The organism is Luteococcus sanguinis, assembly GCF_039527675.1.
GTDB lineage: Bacteria > Actinomycetota > Actinomycetes > Propionibacteriales > Propionibacteriaceae > Luteococcus > Luteococcus sanguinis.
In genome coordinates, this window is the sequence record NZ_BAAAKI010000025.1 from 53256 (window position 1) to 76234 (window position 22979).

Here is a 22979-nt window from a genome sequence, read left to right on the forward strand (position 1 = left end):
GGCCCGTCAGGGTTGGATCTTGAGGCTCCCGGCGGGCCGTCTGAGGTGTCCCCCGGAGCGTTTGGCGCGTTCGTCCACGAGCTCGATGATGCGGGCGGCCGCTTCTTCGAGCGCAAGGCCGGTGGTGTCGATCACCGGGCAGCGCAGCCTGCGCTGGATCTCGCCCACCTCGTCCAGTTCGTCATAGATCTTCGCGAGGTCGGCGTAGCCGTCCTTGGTGCCGAAACCGCCCAGGCTCTTCACGCGTCGGTTGCGGATCTGGAGCAGCCGTTCGGCGTCGATGGTCAGACCGACGATGCGCCAGCGCTCCAGCCCCCACAGTTCGGCCGGTGGTTCGATGCCGGGGACGAGTGGGACGTTGACCGTCTTGTAGCCGCAGTAGCCCAGGTAGATCGACAGCGGGGTCTTGCCCGAGCGGGAGGCGCCGACCAGGCAGATGTCGCACTCGCGCAGCGCGACGGGCATGGCGCCGTCGTCATTGCGGACGGCGAACTCCATCGCCGAGATGCGCTCGAAGTAGTCGGCCTCGACGCCGACAGGGCGCCGGACCACCTCGTCCGCCTCGGCGCCGGTGGCCTGCTCGATCGCGCCCAGCGCGCCGCCCAACAGGTCGGCCGCGGGGATGGACAGTTCCTCACAGGCCTTGGCGACCAGGTCGCGCATGTGCTCGTTGACCAGGGTGTACAGCACGACGCGCCGCGGGTGGACGTCTTTGCGCAGTGCGTCGAAGACCCGGAGCAGTGCGTCCGGGCTGGACGTGCGCGGGTGTCGGATGATGGTGAAGGCGGTGTCGGTGAACTGGGCCTGCGCAGCGCGCGCGAGACGGGCCGCCGTCTCCCCGGTGGAGTCGGCGATCACGTGGATCTCGAGTGGCTCCGTCGCCATGGCGTCGAACCTATCTCCCCCGGCACACGGCGCATAGGGCGGGGGGCGTAATGGGGGAGAATCTGCGCGTGGACCCCACCGAATCACTGCTGCTGGTCGAATCCGCCGACGTCCATCCCGGGCGGGCGCGGCGGTTGGTCGTCATCGACCTGCCCGGCTTGCGGGAGGTCGCCGGCGAGTACGCGGACGAGGTTGTCTGCTGGGACGACGTGACCGCCGACCCGACGCCGCGGGCGGCGGGTGACCCCTTCGGTGAACTGGCTGACGCCGTGCGCGGCGCTGACCTGGTCTGGATGGCGCTGCCCAAGGCGCTCGGTGGCCTGGACGAGTACGCCGGCCTGGTCGCCCAACACGCGGCCGATTCCGTGCTGGTGCTCGCAACCGGACGGGAGAAGTTCCTCAACCGGACGATGAACGAAGTGCTCGCCGCGCACTTCGGCTCGGTGCGCGCCAGCCTGGGTCGTCAGAAGTCCCGGGTGCTCCACGCGTCCAGCCCCCTGGGATCCCCGACTCTGTCGAGGGGTTGGCCACGCTCCCAACACAACGACGCCCTCTCACTGGAGCTCTGGGCCCACGGGAACACCTTCGCCGGAACCAAACCCGACCCCGGCACCCGCCTGCTGCTGGACCAACTGCCCAGCCTGGCGCGCGATCTGCCCGACGGCGCTCGTGTGCTGGATCTGGGCTGCGGCAACGGGACCATCACCGCCACCCTTGGACGGCTGCGGCCCGACCTTGACCTTCTCGCCAGCGACAACTCCCGCGCCGCGGTGGCCGCCACCGCCCGCACCGCCGAGGCCAACGGCGTCACCGCCCAGGTGCTGCTGGCCGACGGACTGTCGGGCTGGCCCGATGCCGACCTGGACCTCGTGGTGACCAACCCGCCCTTCCACGTGGGCCACGCCAAGGACTCGTCCGCCACGCTCGCCTTCTTCGACGAACTCCCCCGCGTCCTGCGCCTCGGTGTGCAAAGAGAGAGCGCCCACGACAAGGGCGGTCAGGTCTGGTGCGTGTTCAACTCCCACCTGCCGTGGCGGTCCCGGCTGAACCAGGTGGTCGGCCCGACCGAGGTGGTGGCCCAGAACCCCAAGTTCATGGTCACCCGGTCGCGGCTGCGGCTGCGCTAGCGGCGAGTGACGCGAACGCCGGGACCGTGGTGGCCAGACCAGCGAGGTATTGCGTCAGCGGGCGCAGGAAGGGCCGGACTCGAATGATCAGCCCTCACCGCCTGATCGATGGAGCGTCCGGGTTCACCGGGAGCGCCCAGATCGCACACAGGCTCGGCACAGCCTCGGCGCGGACCATCGCAGGTGATCCAGTGAAAGGACCTCCCAGATGACCACTCCGGGCCACGAGCAGTTCGACCCGAGCGTCCCGCAGCCGTGGGGCACCGATCCCCACCCGGCCCAACTGGCCGCCCAGAGCGGCCAGGCGGCCACCCAGCAGGCGACCCCCCAGCAGACGACCACCCAGCAGGCGCAGAACGACACCCAGGCCCAGCAAGGGCAGCAGTACGCGATCACCACTGACCAGGCTGCGGCGCAGAACGCCGCCCACACGGGCACAACCGGGGCCGCCAGCGCCAAGCGCTGGGGCACCCAGACCCTCATCGCCGCCACCATCGGTGCGGCCATGGTCGGCGCGGGTGGCGTCGCTGCGGCCAATGCCTTCGGCGCCGACACCACCGGCACCTCCCAGCAGCAGGGCCCCGGCGGCATGCAGGGCGGCCCCGGCGGCATGGGCATGCCCGGACAGAACGGCAACTCCAACACGGGGACGTCGAACAGCGGGACGTCGAACAGCAACTCCGGCACGTCCAACTCCGGCACCACCCAGCAGGGTGGCCAGGGCGGCGTGATGCCCGGCAACGGACAGCCGCCGCAGGGCAACACGTCCGGCTCCTGAAGCTCGCACGAACGAAGGCCCATGAGCAGCACCTGTGAGGCCCCGGCCGTCCACACCGTCGCGCCCGACTGGCGGCTGTGGACGGTCGAGGCGCGTCTGGTCGTCACCGACCCCACGGCCCTCGACCACGCGATCGAGATCTGCCACGCCATCACCGACGAGGTGGACGAGTTGGCCTCCCGCTTTCGGAGCGACTCCCCCTGGTAAGTCTGGGCGGTGACCTCGCCACTGCTGGCCCCGTGCCCGAAGGTGGTTGGCAGGTGTTCGTCCACGATCTCCCCACCGACCCGTCCCAAACCATCACCCCGACCGACGGCATGGCCGTGGCCACGTCGTCCACCCAGAAGCGCCGTTGGACGGCATCTGGACGAGCGGCCCACCACATGCTCGACCCGCGGACCCTCACCCCCGCCCCGGTGGGCTGGCACAGCGTGACGGTGGCCGCCCCCAGCGCGGCCCTGGCCAACACCTTGTCGTGCTCGCTCTCAACGGGTGGCCGATCTGACGCGCCGGTCGCGCCCCACCAATAGGCTGCCCGCGTGAGCGTGCGCATCGCCCTGGCCAGCCCCGAACCCATCCCGAGCGAGGTCATCGACCTCGCCCTCGGCATGCTCGAGGCGCCGGTTCCCGAACCGGCCACCGAGCGCCCCTGGGGCCACGGATGGTCGGCAACCGGTGAGCTGCCGCCAGAGCTGTCGGACGTCCACTCCGCGCGCCGGGCCCTGCGTCCGTTGGCCGCCCACGGCGTCGACGCGACCGTGGTCGAGGGCCACTTGGCCAGCAACCCGCCGGCCTTGTTGATCTTGGACGTCGACTCGACGCTCACCACCTCGGAGGCCATCGACGAGCTGGCGGCCGAGGCGGGCGCCGGCGAACAGGTCGCCGAGATCACCGCCCGCGCGATGCGCGGCGAACTCGACTTCCGCGAGAGCCTCACCGCGCGCGTCGCCACCCTCAAAGGCCTGGACGCGAGCGTCTTCGAGCGGGTCCGGGAGCGCACCAGCTTCTCCCCCGGCGCCGAGCGCCTCATCCGCGCCGTGGCCGCCTCCGGAGCCCGCGTGGCGCTCGTGTCCGGCGGCTTCGCCGAAATCGTGGTCCCCTTGGTCGCGCACCTGCCCGTCCACGAGGTCTCCGCGAACACCTTGGAGGTCATCGACGGGCGACTGACCGGACGCGTGCTGGGCGCGGTCGTCGATCGCGCCGCCAAGCGCACCCACCTGCTGCGTCACGCGGCCGAGTTGGGCATCGAGGCCGACCGGGCCGTCGCCGTCGGGGACGGAGCCAATGATCTGGACATGATCGGCGCCGCAGGTCTGGGCGTCGCCTACTGCGCCAAGCCCCTGGCCGCAGACCAGGCCGACGCGACCATCAGCTTCCCCCGGCTGGACGCGGTCACCGCCTACTTGCGCCTGGGCTGAGCACCCTCTGGGATGGCGCCAAACCGCCCTTCCGCCAACAGCGGAGGCCGCCCCTCCCAATGGGGGTAGCAGCACCCCTGACCAGCACCGTTACCGTCGAACGGATGGCCCGCGAGCCGGTGGCTGGACTCCTTTCGTCCGCGCCCCGGCGCCGTTCGACGACAGGAGTTCGCATGACCCCCACCAAGAGCCAGCCCGACAAGAACGCCCCGGCCAAGCCGGCCGCCAAGGCCAGCGAGCCGCTCATCCCAGGGCGTCCGGGCGCCGCGCCGGAGTCGGTCAGCGAGCCGACCACGCCCGCCGAGCCCCTGCCTCCCAAACCCGACCAGACGGGCCCTGACACCCGCACCCCAACGGGCGCCGAGACCGGCGCCGACCAGACCGCGAACGCACAGCAGGGTGCCTACCTGACCACTGCCCACGGCGCGCCGGTCCGCGACACCGACCACTCCCTCAAGGCGGGCCGGCGCGGCCCGACCCTGCTGCAGGACCACCACCTGCGCGAGAAGGTCAGCCACTTCGACCACGAGCGCATCCCCGAGCGCGTCGTGCATGCCCGTGGCGCCGCCGCCCATGGCACCTTCGTCGCGAACGGCGCGGCGGAGTCGATCTGCGTGGCCCCCTTCCTCGCGAAGGGCGTCGAGACCGACACCTTCGTCCGCTTTTCCACCGTGCTCGGCAGCCGTGGCTCGATGGACCTGGCCCGCGACACCCGTGGCTTCGCGACCCGCTTCTACACCTCGGAGGGCAACTTCGACCTGGTCGGCAACAACATGCCCGTCTTCTTCATCCAGGACGGCATCAAGTTCCCCGACATCGTCCACGCCGCCAAGTGGCACCACGACCGCGAGATCCCGCAGGCCCAGAGCGCGCACGACACCTTCTGGGACTTCGTCTCGCTGCACACCGAGACCCAGTTCCACACCCTGTGGAACATGTCCGACCGCGGCATCCCGCGCTCCTACCGGATGATGGAGGGCTTCGGCGTCCACACCTGGCGCTTGATCAACTCCGAGGGCAAGACGTCCTTGGTCAAGTTCCACTGGAAGCCGCGTCTGGGCGTCCATTCGGTGACCTGGGAAGAGGCGATCATCACCAATGGCGCCGATCCCGACTTCCACCGCCGCGACCTGGCGGACGCGATCGAGGCCGGCGCCTACCCGCAGTGGGACCTGGGCGTGCAGGTGATGCCCGACACCGAAGACCAGATGTTCGAGGGGATCGACCTGCTCGACCCGACCAAGCTGGTTCCCGAAGAACTCGTCCCGGTGCAGGTGATCGGCACCATGACGCTGAACCGGAACCCGGTGAACTTCTTCGCCGAGACCGAGCAGGTCGCCTTCAATCCCGCCAACCGGGTGCAGGGCATCGACTTCACCAATGACCCGCTGCTGCAGGCTCGCCTGTTCAGCTACCTGGACACCCAGATCACCCGTCTGGGCGGCCCGAACTGGAACCAGCTGCCGATCAACCGCGCGCACGCGCCGATCAACGACCTGCTGCGCGACGGTTTCCACCAGGACGCGGTGCACGGTGGCGTCGCCCCCTTCCACCCGAACACCCTGGACGCCAACAACCCGTCGGTGGCCGGGGACGAGCAGCACGCGGTGATCGACTTCCCCGCGCCGATCGCGCAGGGCACCAACACCCGCGAGCAATCGGCCAGCTTCGACGACCACTACTCGCAGGCGACGCTGTTCTACCGCTCGATGACCCCGGTGGAGCGCGACCACATCATCGCCGCCTACACCTTCGAGCTCCTGAAGTGCTGGGAGGAGGCGGTGCGGGTGCGCCAGCTGCAGTGCCTGGCCAACATCGACGCCGAGTTGTGCGCGGCCGTCGCGCTGGGGCTGGGGATGGACGCCCCCAAGCCCACCCAGCCACCCGTCGAGCCGGCGCACCTCAGCCCGTCGCTGTCCCAGTTGGGGCAGACCTTCCCGGTCGACGGACGCCAGGTGGGCATCGTCGTCGGCGAGAAGGCGGACGCCGCCTCGGTGCAGGCCCTGCAGGGTGCGCTGTCGGCCGCTGGCGTCGTGCCGCTGGTCGTGGCCCCGCATGGTGGCAAGGTCGCTGGGCTGACGGTCCAGCGGACGTACACGACGGCCGCCTCGGTGGAGTTCGACGCCGTCGTGGTGGTCGGGGACGTCCCCCCGGCCCCGGACGCCCAGCCCACGCTGGACGCCAAGGCCGGTGCCGATGACCCGAACGGCGCCGTCGACCCGCGCGTCAGCAAGATCGTCGGCGAGGCGTGGCGTCACGCCAAGGCGATCGGACTGGTGGACGCAAAGGCGGCCGCCCAGGCCCTCAACCTGGCCGACGGTGGCGTGGCGATCGTGGCCGGTGACGCCGCCACGGTGGCCAATGAGCTGGTCACCCTGCTCGGTTCGCACCGGGCATGGGAGCGGTTCGTCCCCGTCTCGCAGTAACAGCAGGGACGATGCACTGAGGGGTGCGCACAACACAGCCGGGGCGTGGGTCCGAAAGGATCCACGCCCCGGCCGTCCGCGTTCTGCAACCGGATCGGCCACGGACGTCCGGTGCGTTGGGCAGCGCACGAGGAATTGGGTAGCCTGAGCGACAGCAGCCCTGTCGACGGGTCAACGTCGAGCGTCGTCAGGCCAACCGTTTTCAAGGAGGAAACATGGCAGGTCGCATCCGCAACGAGGGTTACCGCAGCAAGGTCATGTCCGCCGCTGATGCCGCTGGGCTGATCCAGCACGGCGACAAGATCGGCTTCGCGGGCTTCACCGGTTCGGGCTACCCGAAGGAGTTCCCGCAGGCGCTTGCGAACCACATCAAGGAGGCCCAAGGTCGCGGCGAGCAGTTCACCGTCGACATGTTCACCGGCGCCTCGACCGCTCCCGAGCTCGACGGTGCGCTGGCCGAGACCGGTGGCGTCGGCTTCCGCACGCCCTACCAGTCCGACCCCATCATGCGGTCCAAGATCAACGACGGCACCTCCTTCTACAGCGACATCCACCTGTCGCACCTGGCGAACCAGATCACCTACGGCTACTTCGGCAAGATCAACGTCGCCGTCATCGAGGCGACCATGATCCTCGAGGACGGCTCGGTCGTCCCCTCGTCGTCGGTCGGCATGAACCGCACCTACCTGGAGCAGGCCGACAAGATCATCATCGAGGTCAACGAGTGGCAGTCCGAGGGCCTGTACGGCATGCACGACATCTACGGTGACATCGCGGTGCTGCCCCCGAACCGCAAGCCGCTGCCGATCACGTCCCCCTCCGACCGCATCGGCAAGCCGGTCTACGACATCGACCCGAACAAGGTCGTCGCCGTCATCGAGACCAGCGATCCCGACCGCAACAGCCCCTTCAAGCCGCTGGACGAGGACTCGAAGAAGATTGCCGGCTACCTGCTGGACTTCTTCGGCTCCGAGGTCAAGGCCGGTCGCCTGCCTGAGAACCTGAACCCGCTGCAGTCGGGCGTCGGCAACATCGCCAACGCCGTGCTGGCCGGCCTGCTCGAGGGCCCCTTCGAGAACCTCACCTCCTACACCGAGGTGATCCAGGACGGCATGGTCGACCTGCTCGACTCCGGCAAGCTGACGGTTGCCTCGGCCACCGCCTTCTCCCTGTCGCCCGAGTACGCGAACAAGATGAACGACAACGCGTCCGAGTACGCGAAGAAGATCATCCTTCGCCCGCAGGATGTCTCGAACCACCCCGAGGCCATCCGCCGCATGGGCGTCATCTCCTGCAACGGCATGATCGAGGCCGACATCTACGGCAATGTGAACTCGACCCACGTCATGGGCTCGAAGATGCAGAACGGCATCGGCGGCTCGGGCGACTTCACCCGCAACGCCTTCTTCTCGGCCTTCGTGTCGCCGTCCACCGCGAAGGGCGGCGCCATCTCGGCGATCGTCCCCATGGTCAACCACGTCGACCACACCGAGCATGACGTGCAGGTGATCATCACCGAGCAGGGCATCGCCGACCTGCGTGGCCTGGCTCCCCGCCAGCGCGCGAAGAAGATCATCGAGAACTGCGCCCACCCCGACTACAAGCCCGCACTGCTCGACTACTTCGAGCACGCGCAGAAGGTCGCCAATGGCCAGCACACCCCGCACGACCTCACCAAGTCGCTGTCGTGGCACTCGAAGTTCCTGGCCGAGGGCACGATGAAGCCCTGATCGGGACGTCGCGTTCGTTGATCATGATCTATTGATCTTGGTTTGCTGACCAGCCAGTGGCCCCGCACCCCGATGGGTGCGGGGCCACTGTCGCTCGACCCCCAGTGGGGTCTTGCCATCCGCCCCGGCCAGAACTGCTCGACCGGGTGGTCGCAGCCCAGCGCCCGCTTGGCCAACAGTGCAGCCCCGCACGCAGAGGTTGCGGACTGTGCACACGCCGCTGGTTAGGGTTGGACCATGACCGACCTCGTCGCCCTACGCCGCGAACTGCACCGCGCACCCGAGGTGGGCCTGCAGTTGCCGAAGACCCAGGCCCGGCTGCTCCGCGAACTCGAGGGACTGCCGCTCGAGGTCACCACCGGCGCCGCACTGACGTCCATCACCGCCGTGCTGCGCGGCGGCGCCCACGACGGGAACGGGCGGGTCGTCCTGCTGCGCGCCGACATGGACGCCCTTCCGGTCACCGAGCAGACCGGGCTCGACTACGCATCCACCAATGGCGCCATGCACGCCTGCGGCCACGACCTGCACATGGCGATGCTGGTGGGCGCGGCCCGTCACCTCAGCGCCCAGCGCGACGAACTGCCCGGCGACGTGGTCTTCATGTTCCAGCCGGGTGAGGAGGGCAACAACGGCGCCGGGATCATGATCGACGAGGGCATCCTCGAAGCGGCCGGACGTCGCGCCGACCAGGCCTTCGCGTTGCACGTCTGGGCTGCGCACATGCCGCCCGGGCTGTTCACCAGCCGTCCGGGCACCGTCATGAGCACCTCCGGGACCCTCGACGTGACCATCCGCGGCAAGGGCGGCCACGGATCGACCCCCCACCTCGCCAAGGATCCAGTACCCGCCATGGCGGAGATGATCACCTCCCTGCAGGTGCTCGTGACCCGCAACGTCGACGTCTTCGACCCGGCCGTCATCACCGTCGGACGCGTCGCCGCCGGCACGGCGCGCAACGTGATCCCCGCCACTGCCGAGTTCAACGCGACCATCCGCGCCTTCAGTCGGGAGACCCAGGACCGGGTCTTCGAACTCATCGGTCCGCTGCTCAGCGGCATCGCCAGCGCCCATGGCGTCGAGGTCGACATCGACCTGGAACGGGACTACCCCGCCACCGTGAACGACGAGGCTTCGGTGCAGCTGGCGCGTCGCGCCGTTCGCGACGAATTCGGGGATGACCGGTGGGCCGATCTTGCGCATCCGATGAACGCGTCGGAGGACTTCAGCCGCGTGCTGGAGGCCGTCCCCGGAGCCTTCCTGCTCTACTCCGCCGTGGCGGCGGACGCCGACCCCGCCACCATGGAGAACAACCACTCGCCGCTGGCCCGCTATGACGACTCTGTACTCGTCGACGGCGCCCACCTGCTCGCCGAGCTGGCCCGCCGCTCCCTGCGGGGCGAGGCATGAGCGACCTGCGTGACTCCGCCCGCGCGACGCTGGCTGGCTGGCACGCGCCGACGCCCAGCCAGCAGGCGCTCCGCGAGGCCTACTTGGGCATCATCGACGCCCGCGAGGACGTCTGCCGCCGCAGCTGCCTGCCGGGGCACCTCACCGCCTCCGCGCTGGTGTTGGACCCCGATGGCAACGCCTGCCTGGTGCACCACAAGATCGTCGGCGCGTGGCTGCAGCCCGGTGGGCACGTCGAGGAGACAACGGACGAAACCCTCGCGGACGCCGCCCTGCGCGAGGCGGGTGAGGAGACCGGGCTGCCCGACCTGGTCATCGATCCAGTGCCCGTGCACCTGGACGTGCACCCGATCACCTGCCGCGGTTCGGCCGGCCCGACGCGGCACTTCGACGTCCGCTTCCTGGTGCTCGCACCACACGTCCCGCCCGTTGTCAGCGCGGAGTCACACGACGTCCGCTGGTTCGCCCCGGCCGAGTGGACGAGCTTGCGCACCGAATTGCAGGAAACCCTGGCCGCCGCCCGCCAGCGCCAACTGGACCCCCGCCGTGGCTGAGCCCGCGCGCCGCCGCGGACGTCGACCCGCCGATGGCGCACCACTGGTGCAATGGCAAGCAGGAGCTGTTCACATGGGGAATTACGCACCGCGGCACGCGCTGCCGACAGACGAGACGAGCACCCCGAAGACGGCTGCCCGCCGCAGCGGACCCTCCATGCCCCCAGCCATCACGATCAACGACCTGGTGGTGGTCCGCGGCGGACGGAAGGTACTACCCGGTCTCTCCCTGGACATTCCCGCCGGCCAGGTCACCGGCCTGCTCGGGCCCTCGGGCGGCGGCAAGTCGACGCTGATCCGCTCCATCGTCGGCGTGCAGGTGGTCGAGTCGGGCGCCATCTCCGTGCTCGGCCTGCCCGCCGGTGACAAGGATCTTCGCCACCGCGTCGGCTACGTCACCCAGGCACCGAGCGTCTACGACGACCTGTCGGTGCGGCAGAACGTCCGCTACTTCGGGGCCCTGCTGCGCAAGTCACACGCCGACGCCGACGCCGCCATCGAACAGGTCGGGCTCACCGACCACGCCGACCAGCTCGTCGCCAACCTCTCCGGCGGGCAGCGCTCCCGCGCATCCCTGGCCGCGGCGCTGGTCGGGCAGCCGGAGGTGCTCGTCCTCGACGAGCCCACCGTCGGCCTCGACCCGGTCACCCGCCGCTCGCTGTGGGACCTCTTCCACCGCCTCGCCGCCGAGGGCCGCACCCTGCTGGTCAGCTCGCACGTGATGGACGAGGCCAGCCGCTGCCACACCCTCGTCCTGCTGCGCGAGGGACGCATCCTCGCCGCCGAGGCCCCGGACGAGTTGTTGCGCCGCACCGGCCAGGCGGACGGGGAGTCGGCCTTCTTGTACCTGATCGACAACGACCCCCTCGCCCCGGCTTCGACGACAGCCGTGGAGGTCTGAGATGCGCGACACGATCCTCACCGCCCGGCGCGTGCTGCAGCAGCTCCGCAACGACCCCCGCACCATCGCGCTGATGCTTGTCGTGCCCTGCGTGTTGCTCGGGCTGATGGCCTGGGTCTACCAGGACCAGCCGATGATGTTCGACCGGGTGGGCCCGTCGCTGCTGGGGGTCTTCCCGCTGGTGGTGATGTTCCTGGTCACATCGATCGCGACGCTGCGCGAACGCCAGTCGGGGACGCTGGAACGCCTGCTCACCACCCCGCTCGGCAAGGGTTCCTTCATGGCCGGCTACGGCTTGGCCTTCGCGATCGTCGCGCTGGTGCAGGCGCTGGTGGCCGTCGGCTTCTCCATCTGGGTGTGCGGCCTCGACATGGCCGGGCCCCTGTGGCAGCTCATCGTGGTGGCGGTCTGCGACGCGATCCTGGGCACGGCGCTCGGGCTGCTCGCGTCCGGCTTCGCCCGCACGGAGTTCCAGGCGATCCAGTTCATGCCGGTGATGATCCTGCCGCAGTTCTTCCTGTGTGGGCTGCTGGTCCCCCGCGACAAGCTGCCCGACGGCCTGCGCCAGCTCTCGGACCTCCTCCCGCTGAGCTATGCGGTGGACGCGATGCAGACCCTCGCCACCCGCACCGACGGCGGCAGCGACGTGGCGAAAGACATCGCCATCCTGGTCGCGTTCAGCGTGGTCGCCCTGGCGTTGGGCACCTTCACCCTGCGCCGCCGGACCCCCTGAGCACCCTCCGGGCACGCCTACCCGCGGACATTGCTGAAAACCGGACGGATTTGGCGATGTGAACGTGCCAATCGCGGATCCACCCCACTCAGGTCCGGTTTTCAGCGGCATCCGCCGACACCACGCCCTCGGAGGTGACGAACAGCGCCTCTCGGAGCTCGGAAACCGTCGCGCAGATCGCCTCGTGCGGCAACACCTCCAGGTCTGCCCGCACCCCGGCGCCCCAGAGCACCCCAACCCCGGCCAAGCCAGCTGCCGAGGCGGCCAGCAGGTCCACCGTCGCGTCGCCCACGTAGACGACGCCCTCCCCCGTGCTGCCGAGCTTGGCCAGCGCATTCAACAGCGGCTCGGGGTGGGGCTTGTGGTGGGTCGAGTCCTCCATCGCGCCGAGCACCTCGATCATCGCGTCCAGGCCGGCAGCCTCCAGGCTGAGGTGCGCAGTGGCGGTGCGCTTGCTGGTGACGATCCCGCACCTCACCCCAGCGGCATCCAGCTCGGCGACCAGTTCGCGGACCCCCTCGTAGCTGCGCTGCAGCCGGGCCAGGTTCGCGAGGTTGTACTTGACATAGGTGCTCTCCAGCAGCGCCGCCTGCTCGTGTGCGCTGAAGGTGTCGGCCAGGGTCTTGCCGATCCACCCGCGGATCACCTGCTCGTCCTCCTCGTAGCCGAGCACCTCGCGCAGGGAGTGCTGGTAGCTGGCGATGATCAGCCCGATCGTGTCGCACAGGGTGCCATCGAGGTCGAACAGGACGGTCTGCCAGCGCGGTGTCATCACCCGCCACACCCTAGGCCTGCGACCACGGTCGTAGCTCCCGCCCCGAGCCGGCGCCCACGTCCGATCCCTGCCAGCACGGCGGACGCCTAGGCTTGGCCCATGCCCGACGACCGGCCCCAGCTCAAGCGCCGCACCTTGCTGGCTGCTGGGGGCGCCGCTACCGCCACGGCGGCCGGTGCCGGACTGGTCGAAGCCTGGCGAAGGTTCCCGCTGGCCAGCGCGACTGATGCCCCCTGGGGCACCGACGCGGGCGAGCAGCCCCGCGCGTCCTGCGTCGACCCATCGTCCCTGCTCAACACCGGACGACTCGGCAGCGCCGCCTTGGTCTACGAGATCGACCAGAAACCACAGCCGATGCGCTTCCAGGCTGGCTTCCACACCCAGCTGCAACGCTGGCTGGCCGACTGGAACACGAGCTCGCGCTATGGCGGGGTGCGGCAGGTGTGGAGCTATGGCGCCTATGTCCCCAAGGACGACTGCCGTTCGTGGCATGCCGAGGGACGGGCCTTCGACATCTCCCGGCTGCGCTCGGGCGACACGTTGCTGGTCAGCTGCCGGACCGACCTGTGGGACGAGGTGGACGCCACCCGCCGCGCCACCCTGACGCGCCGCTACTGGACCCTGGCCGCGAGCCTGCACCTGCACTTCGCCTACGTGCTCACCCACCATTTCAACGAGGCGCATCGCAACCACATCCACGTCGACAACGGCATCTCCGGCACCGGGATGAGCACCTTCGACCGCGGCTCCCGGGTGCAGAACCAGGCGGTGCAGGCGGTCTGCCTGGCGCTGTGGGGGCGTGAGGGCGAGGTGTCCGGCGAGTGGTCCGACACCAGGACGATCGCTGGCCCGGTGCTCGACCAGATTGGCGTCTCGGACCTGCGCAAACAGGCCACCTGGCAGGCCTTCCTGCGCGCGTCCGTGGCCCGCGGATGACCACTCACCTCCGAACGGGTGACGGGCAGGTATCGGTTCTATCCCAACTCTGTAACGGAATCCGGGCCGCACTGGGGTTCGGGACAGGCGCGGTGCACAGTGGTGGCACCCCCCGGAAGAGGTCCCCCCATGAACACCCGGTCACTGGCCGTCGCGGCGCTCGCCGCTGCGCTGCTGGGCGTGGGTTCGATGGTGCACACCGACCAGCCGCCTGCCACCCACGTGCAGATCGTCCAGGCTGCCGGCAACCGGATGTCGACCGCGCAGGTCGCCGAGAGCGCCGACCACGTGCTCGTCGCGGACGTCGTCCGTCTGCTGGGCACCGACACCGGCTCGGGCCTGCCCCGGACGCGCTTCGAGGTGACCGTGCTGGGCAACCTGTTCGGCAGCCTGCCCCGCACGGTCGAGGTGATGCAGGTGGGCGGCGCGGACACGGCTGACCATCGCCTCGTCCTGGTCGAGGGTGACAGGACGCTCGCCCCCGGTGACCGGGTGCTGCTGGCGACCCGGACCACCGCCGCCGGGCTGCAGGTGATCCCCGCCGCCGGCAACCGCCGTCTCGACGTCACCCTCCCCTGGGAGCTCCACCCGGCCGTCCAGATGATGCGCACGGCCCTGTCCAACCGGTCGTAGGGCTGGCATCGCGGGGCAACGGCTAGGCTTGCCGGGTGGAGAACGTCGCGACGCACACCGGGCCGCAGGTCATCGAGACCCTGCCCCCGCTGGACGAGTTGCGTCCGCAGGTACCGATCAGTCCCGCGACCGGGCAGCCCCGCCGCTCGAAGTGGATGGTCGTGGCGATGTCCTTCCTGTACGCGTCGGCTGTCGTCGCTGCCGTGTCGCTGGCGAAGGGGTGGTGGGACGCGATCCACATGCACACCTTCCCCCACGCGGTGAAGATCATCGAGTGGTGGCAACCCCGCCCGGGCGGCTGGAGGTCCATCGTCGCGGTGGTGCTGATGTTCGCGCTCGGTGGCCTGATGACGGCCGCTCCCGCGATCGCCGGATTCAACGCCTGGAACGGTTACCGCTGGTCGCGCCCGGCCGCGATCGTCGCGACGGTCGTGGCGCTGGGCGCCTTCGCGATGAACTCGTGGGCATTGCCTGCGCTGCCGCTGGCCGCGATCGGTGCCGCGCTGCTGTGGCTGCCCGCGGTGAGCCGCTATTTCCGGCACTGGGACGAGTTCCGCGCCGGTTCGGTGATCGTGCCGCGCCGCACCCCCGACCATGTCGTCTACGGCGCACTGCCGAGGTTCCGCTGATGGCGCTGATGGACTCCTTGCTCCGGGCTCTGGGGCGTGTCGCCACGGATGTGCTGCGCCAGCAACTACGCGAGCGCACGTCGAAGCAGAGCACCTCGAAGCAGCGCACCTCGAAGCAGAGCACGTTCCCAACCTCGACCCCCGAGCCTGTCGAGGGTTCCGAGGGCTCCGCATACCCCGGCGACTTCGCCGGACGTCCGTCGATCGAGTACTCCCCACAGGCCGGACGCCTCGGCGACCCGGGCGAGGTCGTCTGGTGCTGGGTGCCCTACGAGGAAGACCATTCCCAGGGCAAGGACCGCCCCGTGCTGTTGATCGGACGCGATGGTGCGTGGTTGTTGGGATTGCCGCTGACGTCCAAGGATCACGACCGGGACGAGGCACAGGAGGCCCGCGCCGGTCGTCACTGGATGGACGTTGGGACGGGCAGTTGGGACTCCAAGGGCCGCCCCTCGGAGGTCCGGCTCGACCGCATCATCCGGGTGGACGCCCCTCGGGTTCGCCGCACCGGCTCTGCGCTGGATCGGGCGATCTTCGACCAGGTCACCGCAGCAGTCCTCGCCCGCCGCTGACGCCGTCCCTCGCGATCTTCGAGCCTCTCGGGGCGTCCCTCCGGCCACGCCCTCCACCCAGTCGTCGATGCGCTAGAGTGGCGTAGCCGTTCACGGCACGCGGGCGTAGCTCAATGGTAGAGCGCCAGCTTCCCAAGCTGGACACGCGGGTTCGATTCCCGTCGCCCGCTCCACCACGAAGGGCCTTGCCAAGGAGATCTTGGCAAGGCCCTTCGGACATTTCAGTCCAGCGACGCAAAGCGTTTCGTGCCCAGTATGGGGCTCGATGCCCGCTACTCGGTTTCCTGGTGCACCTGATGCGCGGACATTCGTCCTCGGTGGGCACGCGCTACCGGGGGTGTTGTCAACCCGGCGGCCGTCCGCGAGTACGCCTTGGCGCTGCCCCTGTCCGTGAGCGGAATCGCGGGGGGCGGGTTGTCATCGGCGGGGTCGGTTGGCCGACGCAGGTGCCAGTCGGTCACCTCTTGATAGGCAGCCGCCACCGCCAGCAGGCGGTCCTCAGCGAACGGTTGGCCGCCCAAGATGGTGCCGACCGGCAGGTTCGCGGCTGTAAAGCCGATGGGGAGAGCCAGTTCCGGCAGCCCAACCCGGTCAAAGTACGACGGGTCGGTCTGCAGCACTACATCACACGGTCCGAATACCTCCGAAAGTACCCGGTCGAGGAAGAGCTCCTTGGCGCGCTGACCCCTGACGTACTCGTCTGCACCCATCAGGGCCCCGGCCAGCCACGAGGTCACCGAAACGCCGAACAGCCGCAGATCCTTGCGCATCGTGGGCAGAAAGGGCTCACTGCGCTCTGGCAGGCGGACGTCGTTCATGGCCGAACCGGCCAATACGTCCCATTCATCAGGGAACGGGACCGCGACGACGCTGATGCCGGGGATGGCGTCCAGCTTTTCCAGGAACGTCTTGCGCAGCGCCAGCGTCTCCCCCGTCACGGCCAGGAAGTCAGGCAGGTAGCCCACCCGAGTGGGATACCTGCACGACACCTTCCCGCCCTTGGTCACTGGCGTGGCCGCGCGAACATAGTCCGCAGGCGCCGGGAGCCCCTGTGTCCGGGGGTCGTGCGGATCTTCCCCCGCCATCACCGACAGCATGATCGCGGCATCCATTGCCGTCCGAGCCAGTGGCCCGGGATGGTCACGGGTATAGGTGAGCGGAATGATCCCATACAAGGAGACCCGGCCCATCGTGGGCTTCAGGCCGGTCAAGTTCTGCTGGTTGGACGGGGCGGTGATGGAGCCGCCGGTCTGTGTGCCCACCGAGCTCGCGGCCATCCGAGACGCCACAGCGCAGGCGGAACCCGACGACGACCCGCCCGGGTCAACCGATGGGTTCGCCGGAGACCAGGCATTCACCGTGGTGATGACACCACTCGGGGTAGTGGCGCGGGTGGTTGCCAATGGACCCATTTGAGTCTTGCCCAGCACGATGCCCCCGGCCTGCTTGAGTCGGGCCACGGCCGTCGCATCGAAAGGCGGCACGAAGTCCTGGAAGATGAAGCTGTTGGCCGTGGTCTTGTAACCAGCTGTGTAGTAGTTGTCTTTGATCGCCAGCGGTATGCCCGCCAAGATTCCGGACCCAGGTCGAGACGCGACCGCCGCGGCCATCGCGTCCTTGGCGGCCACCAGGTTGAACGCCTGCAAGGTGTCGTCGAACGCGCCGATCCGGTCGAGGTAAGCACGCACCAGCAGGGACGGCTTGAGGCGACCCGCCTGGATCAGCGTTATGGCCTCGGCCAACGTGGCTTCGCTCAAGTCATCCCGCACCGCCCGGCGAACGGACACCTTTGGCACCGCAGAGGTGCGCGCGGGGGTCCGAGCTGCGGCCACCTCGGGGAGCGCGACGTTGCCCATCACGGCGAGTGCGCCGACAGCCCCCATCCGCGCCAAGAAGCTGCGTCGGTGAACCGCGGTCGGCTGCTCTGCGCACTCGGGCGCGAAGGCAGGGTCTGACGCGGTTCCGTATGGATTGGGGTCATCATGATGGTTGGTTGGGGTGTACTGCATGGTCATGAGTTCCTCCAGGCGGTGGCGATGGATGGGTACATCACGGGAACGGCCGTCTGCTGCTGGAGCAGCTCGCGGTCGCCCGAAACGCCACTCGGCGTCGGTGGCTGCCATCCGGCGACGGTGGCGATTGAGCCGCGCACGAAGCTGCGCAGGCTGGCCAGAACCGTGACTTGCCCCGGGCTACCGGTGGTGGGATCGGGGATGCTGCCCTCGGGCAACTGGGACAGGTCGATCCCGATGCTCGCCAGACGGGCCCGGATCATGGTGTCGAGCTCCACATCAGTGGGTGGGGTGGCCATTGAATTCCTTCCAGAGCGGGGATGGGTGAGGGCATGATCCTTGCCCTTTCGCATGTCACGGGTGTTTCCCCTTCGTCACGGACAGGTAACGCGAGATGCGGCGCATTTACGGCGTTGGTGGCGTCCACCCGTGCGTGATCGTGGTAGCTGCGTCCGCAAGGTGAGGTCATTCGTTGCGTACGGCAATGTCGAGCACACAGGGGGCGGTGGGCGGGTCCCAAGGTAGTCGTCCATGTCCTCGGCGAAGTCGTGGCCACTGAGCGGGCTCGGGGGTGCTCCCCGACGACGTCAGCTTCGACTTCACCGACCCCACCACGCGTCGGTGCAGCTGGGACGCCCCACGACCATGACGGACGTCGTCCGACAGATCACCCACCGCGCCGCTCGAACACTCGAGGCTTCATCAGCACCGGCAACGCTTCCTGGATCTGAGGACGATGACCATCCTCCAGAGCGCCGTGCGACCGCGACTCCCGCTCCTCGCACGCATGAATCTGAGCCGGAAGGTCCCCGGACCCTCCCTCGTCGCGCCCCCGTGCCGTGGTGGTGAGGTGTTCGTCGTGCTCCATACCCATGTCAACCATGCAGGGCGTGAACTGTGCGGGCTTTCGCCCAGGGCCCCCGCCCAGAGGGTTGCAGGAGGAGGCACCGGTTTGGCCCCCGGCGCCGTGGGCTTGGCACGCGCTGACGCGACTACCTGCTTCCGGCTCAGACCAGGTCGGTGCTCCAGTTCAGTTGCTGCAGGGCGGTGTCCAGCTCGCGGTAGCGCTTGCTTGCCGCGTCCGCGTTGGCCCTGACCCGCGCCACGTCCACGGTGGAGACGAACTTCACCTCGGTGCGCGTGTAGCGGTCCATCCGAGCGGACGCTGCATCGGCGACCTCCGCGTTGAAACTCCGTCGACGGGCGGCCAGGTCACGTTCGGCGATGGCGTCGGTGATGGTGCCGATTCCCTCGAAGGGGGTCACCGAGTTGGTGGCATTGATCCGCCGCACCAACTCCGCCAGCCGGTTCATCAACCGCTCCGCCTCAGCCATCAGCGCCGTCGGGTCTTCCTCGGGCACGTCACCTTCCTGCACCCGGGCCGACGCGACGGCCCGGCGCTTCAACTCGTCGAGCCGCGCCTGTACTTCGGCGCGCTCGGCGAGCGCCTCAGCCAACTTCATCGTCCCTCCTACCCGCCCGACTTGCGACGGAACTCACGCTTGCCCGCAGCCTTGGCGACGGCCTTGGGGCCATGGCCCGACAGGTGGGCTGCCTGCCCATCGGCACCCTGGCGCGACTTGGCGTTCTTGGCCTCCAGGGCCGCCTTCATCCGATCGCGGGGGTCCTGCGGCTCATCCGGTGTCGGCTTCTCAGTCATGTGGCCAACCTTGGCCCACTCCGACCAACCTGACAAGGGACTTTCCGCGACTACGAGCACACTGGCTCCGTCAGGGGACGATTCGCCCCGGCACCGCCAAGAACTAGGCTGGACTCATGACGAACGTGCCGGACCGCTCAGTGCTGCGCTGTGGTGACAGTGACCGCCAACAGGTCGTCGACCTGCTGAACGATGCCTACGCGGACGGGCGGTTGAGCCTCGCCGAGCACGACGAGCGGACGAACGCCGTGTGGGACGCGAAGACCTTCGGGGATCTGGTGCCGTTGACCGCCGACCTGACGGCTGTGGGCCAGCAGCTCGCGCCGTCGTCGCGTCCCGGCACTGCGGTCGTCCGCGCGAACCCCGGCAGCACCGACTCCTGGACCACCGTGATGGGCACCCACCGCGTCGAGGGCATCACGGCCCGCCTGCCCGAGCACTCCTCCGCGACCGCGATCATGGGCGACGTCATCCTCGACCTCAGCCAGGGCACCCTGGACGCGAGCCACTGCACCATCAGCGTGAATGTCGTCATGGGCACCCTCAAGGTCACCGTCCCTGCGGGCGTCAACGTCGAGGTCCGGACGACGAACATCATGAGCGAAGCCAAGACCTCGGGCCTGCGCCCGGGCGGTCCGGGAGCGCCGACGATCGTCATCACCGGCTTCGCGCTGATGGGGGAAGTGAAGGTCTGCGGCCCCGACCACGTCGGGCTGACCAAGCGTCTGGGGCTCAGCCGATGAGCGAACTGTCCACCGCGCCGGACCTGTTCACCGCCCCCGACCTGCGCTGGAAGCCCCTGTCGCCCAACTTCGCCCGGCTCAAGCGTTTGATGGTGTGGCTGACCTGGCCGGTCTTCTTCGCGGTCATCGCGCTGCCGGCGTTCTTCTGGCACTGGTGGGCGGCCGTGGTCGTCGCCGTCGTGGGTCTTGCATGGACCACCTACCGCTGGTCGCGCCAGCGCCGCATCGCCGACTCCTGGGGCTACTGCGAACGCGAGACCGACCTGTACATCCGCAACGGTCTGTGGCAGCGGACGATGACCGTCGTCCCCTACGGACGCATGCAGGTGGTCACCATGAACTCCGGCCCGATCGAGCAGCGCTACGGTCTGGCGACGGTGCATCTGGAAACGGCGTCTGCTGGGACGAACGCCGCCATCCCCGGGCTGCCGACGGCCGAGGCGGAGCGTCTGCGCGACCGCCTCAGCGAGTTGGGTGAGCAGCAGGCGGTCGGCCTGTGACGTCCCCGCTCCCCGAGGCTGGGCCCCAGCCGCTGCCGGAGGCTGTCGCGGAGCCCGCCGTCGTGATGGAACGCCCCCATCCCCTGACTCCCCTGGTCAAGGGATGGATCGGGCTCGTCGGCCTGATCGTCTACTTCGGACGTGACGCCGTCGAACACCTCAACGACCCCGAGCGTCCCGATGCCCGGTTGCTGTGGGCCTTGGCCGGCGTGGGTGGCACGATCCTGGCCCTGACGATCATCAGCGGCTACTTCACCTGGCGCTTCACCCGCTTCCTGATCGATGACGAACAGGTGCTGATCGAGCGCAACTTCCTGTCCCGCAACTCCGACCGGGTGCCGTTCAGCAAGATCCAGTCCGTCGACGTGGTGCAGCCCTTCGCCGCCCGTCTGCTCGGGCTCGCGCGGCTGCACATCGACGTCGGGTCCGGTCAGGGCAAGACGATCGAGTACCTGACGCGCGACCGCGCCTACGGCCTGCGCAACCACCTGATCTCCCGCGCCCATGGACGTCCGTTGGTCGAGGCCCCCGGCCAACAGGCAGCGTCCATGCCGCCCGCGGACGACCGTTTCATCGACCGCCACAGCGACGAGGTGCCGCTGCTGCGCGTGACCCCGCAACGGATCGTGCTCACCAGCTTCCTGTCCTTGGAGCTCATCGGCATCATCGTCGCCTTCGCCCTCCCCGCCGGGATCGCGTTCTGGGCCGGCGCCCGCACCGGCACCTTCGCGCTGCTGATCCCGCTGGCCACCGCGATCTGGGGTTTGGTCGCCAGGAACCTGATGGGCCAGTGGAACTACCAGCTGATCCGCACCGCTTCGGGCGCGCTCAAGATCAGCCGCGGCATGACCTCGCTGGTCTCGCAGACGGTTCCGGTCGACCGCATCCAAGGCGTCTCGGTGATCCAGCAGCTGCCGTGGCGCCCATTCGGACTGTTCCGCGTGCGCATCGACGTGCTGGGCAACACCGGTGGCGAGGACGGCAAGGCCGGCAGCGATGTGCTGCTACCCGCCGGCACCTGGGACGAGGTGTGCTTCGTGCTCGACCAGATCTGGCCCGGTTTCCGCGTCGACCGGATCGAACGGCGCTACCCGCCGAAGGTCGCGCGCTGGTTCGAGCCGATCGGGCTGCCCTACCGCTGGTGGGGCTACGACGACGAGGTGATCGTGTCGGTCGGCGGTGCGATCCGACGGGTGATGACGATCGTCGCGCATGCCCGCGCCCAGTCGGTGCACCTCACCCAGGGCCCGCTGCTGCGCCGGGTGCACCTCGCGGACGTGTCCGTCGACACCACCGCCGGCATCCTCGGCATGACGATCCCCTACCTGGACGAGCAGGTCGCGCGCGAGCTGGTGCTCTCCGAGATGGACCGGTGCCGGGACGCTCGTGCCCGCGGCGGACGCCCGGGGACGGACGCCCAACTCACGCTGACAGATCCTGCCCCGCAGGAACTCCCCCTGTGAACGACGTGCGGCCCGGCTCCTGTGGGGAGCCGGGCTGATCGCTGCGCGAGGGTCACTCGCGGATGTTGTCCTTGTTCTGGTGGTACCACTCGATGGTGTGCTCGAGGCCGGAGCGCAGGTCGTACTTGGGCTCCCAGCCCTCGCCCTTGAGCTTGCTCACGTCGAGCAGCTTCTGCGGGGTGCCGTCGGGCTTGGTGGTGTCCCATTCGACCTGGCCGGTGTAGCCGGTGATGTCGGCGATCAGCTCCGCGACCTCCTTGATGGTGGTGTCGGTGCCAGTACCCACGTTCACCTGCTGCGGGCCGTCGTAGTGCTCCATCAGGTGCAGGCAGGCGGAGGCCATGTCGTCGACGTGCAGGAACTCGCGACGCGGTGAACCGGTGCCCCAGTTGGTCACCACGTCGGCGCCACCGGAGGAGGCGTCGTCGTAGCGACGGATCAGGGCGGGCAGCACGTGCGAGCCCTTCGGGGAGAAGTTGTCGCCCGGGCCGTACAGGTTCGTCGGCATGGCCGAGATCCAGTGCACGCCGTGCTGGCGACGGGCGGCCTGCACCTGGATGATGCCGGCGATCTTGGCGATCGCGTAGGCGTCGTTGGTCTCCTCCAGGTATCCGGTCAGCAGGGCGTCCTCGGTGATGGGCTGCGCAGCGAGCTTCGGGTAGATGCAGGAGCTGCCCAGGAACAGCAGCCGGTCGACACCCTGCTCCAGCGCAGCGTCCATCACGTTGACCTGGATCTGCAGGTTCTTGCTGATGAAGTCGTAGGGGTAGGTGTTGTTGGCGAGGATGCCACCGACCTTGGCCGCGGCCAGGAAGACGTAGGTGGGCTTGGTCTGCGCGAAGAAGTCCGAGACGGCCTGCCGGTCGGTCAGGTCAAGCTCCGCGTGGGTGCGGGTGACGATGTTGGTGAAGCCCTGCTCGGTCAGGTGGCGCAGGATGGCGCCCCCGACGAGCCCGCGGTGACCCGCGACGTAGACGGTGGCGGAGCGGTCAAGGGCGCTCGGGGTGTAGGTGCTCTCGGTCATGTGATTCCCCCTGGGGTCTGTAGCGGTGGGAACGACGGCGGCGCCGGGTTGATTCCCCGGCGCCGCCTGT

25 protein-coding genes and 1 tRNA gene are annotated in these 22979 nt (G+C 69.1%); 19 read left to right on the forward strand and 7 right to left on the reverse strand.

Annotated elements, in window-relative coordinates:
• Positions 1-6: 6 nt before the first annotated feature.
• Positions 7-885 (reverse strand): pyruvate, water dikinase regulatory protein, encoded by an 879-nt coding sequence (locus ABD089_RS13160; RefSeq protein ID WP_343886910.1) that lies wholly within the window; start codon positions 883-885, stop codon positions 7-9.
• A gap of 68 nt (positions 886-953) precedes the next feature.
• Here ABD089_RS13160 and ABD089_RS13165 point away from each other — a divergent pair, with 68 nt between their 5' ends.
• The 11 genes from ABD089_RS13165 (at position 954) to ABD089_RS13210 (ending at position 11962) form a co-directional block, all read left to right on the forward strand.
• Complete coding sequence (locus ABD089_RS13165) at positions 954-2012, forward strand: class I SAM-dependent methyltransferase (RefSeq protein ID WP_386769718.1); 1059 nt, start codon at positions 954-956, stop codon at positions 2010-2012.
• A gap of 208 nt (positions 2013-2220) precedes the next feature.
• Entirely contained in the window at positions 2221-2790 is a 570-nt protein-coding gene (locus ABD089_RS13170; protein WP_343886912.1) for a hypothetical protein, read from the forward strand.
• 21 nt (positions 2791-2811) lie between these two features.
• Complete coding sequence (locus ABD089_RS13175) at positions 2812-2997, forward strand: hypothetical protein (RefSeq protein WP_343886913.1); 186 nt, start codon at positions 2812-2814, stop codon at positions 2995-2997.
• A gap of 53 nt (positions 2998-3050) precedes the next feature.
• Positions 3051-3320 carry an FAD:protein FMN transferase gene (locus tag ABD089_RS13890; RefSeq protein ID WP_425560041.1) on the forward strand — a complete coding sequence of 90 codons (270 nt, stop codon included), beginning with the start codon at positions 3051-3053 and terminating at the stop codon, positions 3318-3320.
• A 9-nt stretch (positions 3321-3329) separates the two neighbouring features.
• The gene (serB, locus tag ABD089_RS13180) at positions 3330-4208 is read left to right on the forward strand and encodes a phosphoserine phosphatase SerB (RefSeq protein ID WP_343886914.1); all 879 of its coding nucleotides are present in this window, start codon (positions 3330-3332) and stop codon (positions 4206-4208) included.
• A 173-nt stretch (positions 4209-4381) separates the two neighbouring features.
• Positions 4382-6634 carry a catalase gene (locus ABD089_RS13185; RefSeq protein WP_343886916.1) on the forward strand — a complete coding sequence of 751 codons (2253 nt, stop codon included), beginning with the start codon at positions 4382-4384 and terminating at the stop codon, positions 6632-6634.
• Between the two features lie 215 nt (positions 6635-6849).
• Positions 6850-8364: a succinyl-CoA:acetate CoA-transferase ScpC gene (scpC, locus tag ABD089_RS13190; protein ID WP_343886917.1), complete on the forward strand. Its 1515-nt coding sequence runs from the start codon at positions 6850-6852 to the stop codon at positions 8362-8364.
• A gap of 237 nt (positions 8365-8601) precedes the next feature.
• Positions 8602-9774 carry a M20 metallopeptidase family protein gene (locus ABD089_RS13195; RefSeq protein WP_343886919.1) on the forward strand — a complete coding sequence of 391 codons (1173 nt, stop codon included), beginning with the start codon at positions 8602-8604 and terminating at the stop codon, positions 9772-9774.
• Positions 9771-10328, forward strand: a complete 558-nt coding sequence (locus ABD089_RS13200) for an NUDIX hydrolase (RefSeq protein WP_343886920.1) — start codon at positions 9771-9773, stop codon at positions 10326-10328. Before ABD089_RS13195 ends, ABD089_RS13200 begins: the two co-directional genes overlap by 4 nt.
• A gap of 73 nt (positions 10329-10401) precedes the next feature.
• Positions 10402-11229: an ABC transporter ATP-binding protein gene (locus ABD089_RS13205; RefSeq protein WP_343886921.1), complete on the forward strand. Its 828-nt coding sequence runs from the start codon at positions 10402-10404 to the stop codon at positions 11227-11229.
• Between the two features lies 1 nt (position 11230).
• Positions 11231-11962, forward strand: coding sequence for an ABC transporter permease (locus tag ABD089_RS13210; protein ID WP_343886922.1), 732 nt, complete (start codon positions 11231-11233; stop codon positions 11960-11962).
• An 88-nt stretch (positions 11963-12050) separates the two neighbouring features.
• On the opposite strand, the gene ABD089_RS13215 is transcribed toward ABD089_RS13210, so the two are convergent.
• Positions 12051-12734 (reverse strand): HAD-IA family hydrolase, encoded by a 684-nt coding sequence (locus ABD089_RS13215; protein ID WP_343887010.1) that lies wholly within the window; start codon positions 12732-12734, stop codon positions 12051-12053.
• A 102-nt stretch (positions 12735-12836) separates the two neighbouring features.
• Between ABD089_RS13215 and ABD089_RS13220 the strand changes: the two genes are divergently transcribed.
• From ABD089_RS13220 to ABD089_RS13240, 5 genes are all read left to right on the forward strand, one after another.
• Positions 12837-13673 carry an extensin family protein gene (locus ABD089_RS13220; RefSeq protein ID WP_343886923.1) on the forward strand — a complete coding sequence of 279 codons (837 nt, stop codon included), beginning with the start codon at positions 12837-12839 and terminating at the stop codon, positions 13671-13673.
• A 129-nt stretch (positions 13674-13802) separates the two neighbouring features.
• The gene (locus tag ABD089_RS13225; RefSeq protein WP_343886924.1) at positions 13803-14306 is read left to right on the forward strand and encodes a hypothetical protein; all 504 of its coding nucleotides are present in this window, start codon (positions 13803-13805) and stop codon (positions 14304-14306) included.
• A 35-nt stretch (positions 14307-14341) separates the two neighbouring features.
• Positions 14342-14935 carry a hypothetical protein gene (locus tag ABD089_RS13230; RefSeq protein WP_343886925.1) on the forward strand — a complete coding sequence of 198 codons (594 nt, stop codon included), beginning with the start codon at positions 14342-14344 and terminating at the stop codon, positions 14933-14935.
• Positions 14935-15507 (forward strand): type II toxin-antitoxin system PemK/MazF family toxin, encoded by a 573-nt coding sequence (locus ABD089_RS13235; RefSeq protein WP_343886926.1) that lies wholly within the window; start codon positions 14935-14937, stop codon positions 15505-15507. Before ABD089_RS13230 ends, ABD089_RS13235 begins: the two co-directional genes overlap by 1 nt.
• Before the next feature lie 99 nt (positions 15508-15606).
• A tRNA-Gly gene (locus ABD089_RS13240) sits at positions 15607-15680 on the forward strand.
• Positions 15681-15779: 99 nt separating this feature from the next.
• On the opposite strand, the gene ABD089_RS13245 is transcribed toward ABD089_RS13240, so the two are convergent.
• The 4 genes from ABD089_RS13245 to ABD089_RS13260 all read right to left on the reverse strand — a co-directional run bounded on the left by ABD089_RS13245 (position 15780) and on the right by ABD089_RS13260 (position 19179).
• Entirely contained in the window at positions 15780-17522 is a 1743-nt protein-coding gene (locus ABD089_RS13245) for an amidase (protein ID WP_343886927.1), read from the reverse strand.
• A complete protein-coding gene (locus ABD089_RS13250; protein ID WP_343886928.1) occupies positions 17519-17818 on the reverse strand; it encodes a hypothetical protein in 300 nt (99 codons plus the stop codon). Before ABD089_RS13250 ends, ABD089_RS13245 begins: the two co-directional genes overlap by 4 nt.
• A 708-nt stretch (positions 17819-18526) precedes the next feature.
• Positions 18527-18982, reverse strand: a complete 456-nt coding sequence (locus tag ABD089_RS13255) for a DIP1984 family protein (protein WP_094766002.1) — start codon at positions 18980-18982, stop codon at positions 18527-18529.
• Positions 18983-18990: 8 nt separating this feature from the next.
• On the reverse strand, positions 18991-19179 hold the full coding sequence (locus tag ABD089_RS13260) for a DUF5302 domain-containing protein (protein WP_343886930.1): 189 nt from the start codon (positions 19177-19179) through the stop codon (positions 18991-18993).
• 116 nt (positions 19180-19295) lie between these two features.
• Here ABD089_RS13260 and ABD089_RS13265 point away from each other — a divergent pair, with 116 nt between their 5' ends.
• Genes ABD089_RS13265 through ABD089_RS13275 form a run of 3 tightly spaced genes read left to right on the forward strand, consistent with a single transcriptional unit; the run spans position 19296 to position 21885 of the window.
• The gene (locus tag ABD089_RS13265) at positions 19296-19922 is read left to right on the forward strand and encodes a DUF1707 SHOCT-like domain-containing protein (RefSeq protein ID WP_343886932.1); all 627 of its coding nucleotides are present in this window, start codon (positions 19296-19298) and stop codon (positions 19920-19922) included.
• Positions 19919-20422, forward strand: a complete 504-nt coding sequence (locus ABD089_RS13270) for a PH domain-containing protein (protein WP_343886934.1) — start codon at positions 19919-19921, stop codon at positions 20420-20422. The genes ABD089_RS13265 and ABD089_RS13270 overlap by 4 nt, the downstream gene beginning before the upstream one ends.
• A complete protein-coding gene (locus ABD089_RS13275; protein WP_343886935.1) occupies positions 20419-21885 on the forward strand; it encodes a PH domain-containing protein in 1467 nt (488 codons plus the stop codon). The genes ABD089_RS13270 and ABD089_RS13275 overlap by 4 nt, the downstream gene beginning before the upstream one ends.
• A gap of 52 nt (positions 21886-21937) precedes the next feature.
• Here ABD089_RS13275 and ABD089_RS13280 read toward each other — a convergent pair whose 3' ends face one another.
• On the reverse strand, positions 21938-22909 hold the full coding sequence (locus tag ABD089_RS13280; RefSeq protein WP_343886936.1) for a GDP-L-fucose synthase family protein: 972 nt from the start codon (positions 22907-22909) through the stop codon (positions 21938-21940).
• Between the last annotated feature and the right edge of the window lie 70 nt (positions 22910-22979).